A 1,575-nucleotide genomic window follows, 5' to 3' on the forward strand; every position below is an offset into this window, starting at 1 on the left:
ATCGCTTCGGGCACCGCGTCGCCATCCTCGCGCCACTCGGCCAGCCGCAGCCCCAGCACCGCCTCGAACACATCGACCGTGGCGCGCCGCGTCGCCGCCGGCAGGTCGCTGCGCACCAGCTCCCACAGCACGGCCAGGCCGCGCGGCAGGTTCAGGTCCTGCTCGACCTCGGCGCGGAAGCGCGCGACGAAGCCCGCGTCTGCCGTGCCGCCCACCGGCCAGCCCGCATAGGCGCGCCGCAGGCGGTCGAGCGCCGACTGCGCGCCCGCGATCGCGGCCTCGTTGAAGCGCAGGCTGCTGCGGTAGTGCGCGCCCAGGCACAGGTAGCGGTAGGCCAGCGGATCGATGCCGCGGTCGACCAGGGTCTGCAGCCGCACGAAGTCGCCGTCGGACTTCGACATCTTCACGTCGTCGTCGAGCGTGAGGAAATGGCCATGCAGCCAGAAGTTGGCCAGGCGCGTGCCGTGGCAGGCCTGGGTCTGCGCGATCTCGTTGCTGTGGTGCACGCCGATGTGGTCCTCGCCGCCGCAGTGGATGTCGAACCAGGGCCCGAGGTAGCGGGCCGACATGGCCGAGCACTCGATGTGCCAGCCCGGGAAGCCGCGGCCCCAGGGGCTGTCCCATTCCATCTGGCGCTGGGTGCCGGGCGGGCTGAACTTCCAGAGCGCGAAGTCGGTGGCCTCGCGCTTGTCGCCCATCGCCACGCGCTGGCCCGCGCGCAGGCCGGCCTTGTCCAGCCGCGCGAGGTGGCCGTAGTCGTCCTGCTTCGAGGTGTCGAAGTAGATGCCGTCGGCGGTGCGGTAGGTGAAGCCCTTGCGCTCGAGCTCGGCGATGAAGGCGAGCTGCTCGGGGATGTGGTCGGTGGCGCGCGGCCATTCGGCGGGCTCGCGCAGGTTCAGCGCGCGCCAGTCGGCGCGGAAGGCGGCAGTGAAGCGCTCGGCGATGGCCCAGGCCGATTCGCCCGCGCGGCGGCTGCCCTTCTCCATCTTGTCCTCGCCCTCGTCGGCGTCCGAGACCAGGTGGCCGACGTCGGTGATGTTGACCACGTGCCGCACCTCGTGGCCGCCGAACTCCAGCACGCGGCGCAGCAGGTCCTCGAACACGTAGGTGCGCAGGTTGCCGATGTGGGCATGGTCGTAGACGGTGGGACCGCAGCAGTAGAGCCCCACCGGGCCGGGGCGCAGCGGAACGAAGGGGCGCAGGGAGCGCGACCAGGTGTCGTGGAGGACGAGGGACATGCGTGTGGACTCTCGAGGTCGTTGCAAAAAACAAAAAGGCCACCGGTCTTGCAACGGGTGGCCATCGGGCATGCGGGTTCGCGCGAAGTCGCTAGGGCCTGTTAACACTATTCAAGGGGTCGCGTTGCCCCGCAAAGGGGCTGGATGCAAGGCGCCCGTGCGCAGCAAGGCGTCCGCCTTGCAAGCGCGGGCAACGCCGCAGACGGCCCCTTTGCGGGGCAACCCGGAGGGAAGCTCGCCAGAGCCCGCCCCTCGGCGTTGCGCTCCTTGCGTGTGCGGACGCACACGCGTCGTCACGCGCCTTGATGGGCGGGCTCTGGCGAGCTTCGCGACCCCT

At 70.7% G+C, this 1,575-nt stretch carries 1 protein-coding gene; it reads right to left on the bottom strand.

What is annotated here, in order from left to right; genetic code table 11:
• Nucleotides 1-1,238, bottom strand: a 1,238-nt coding sequence (gene cysS / locus AC27VN_RS41035) for a cysteine--tRNA ligase (protein ID WP_490880445.1), incomplete at its 3' end; no start/stop codon positions are given.
• Nucleotides 1,239-1,575: the final 337 nt, after the last annotated feature.

It is taken from the genome of Variovorax sp. 20P10.2.4, assembly GCF_058244205.1.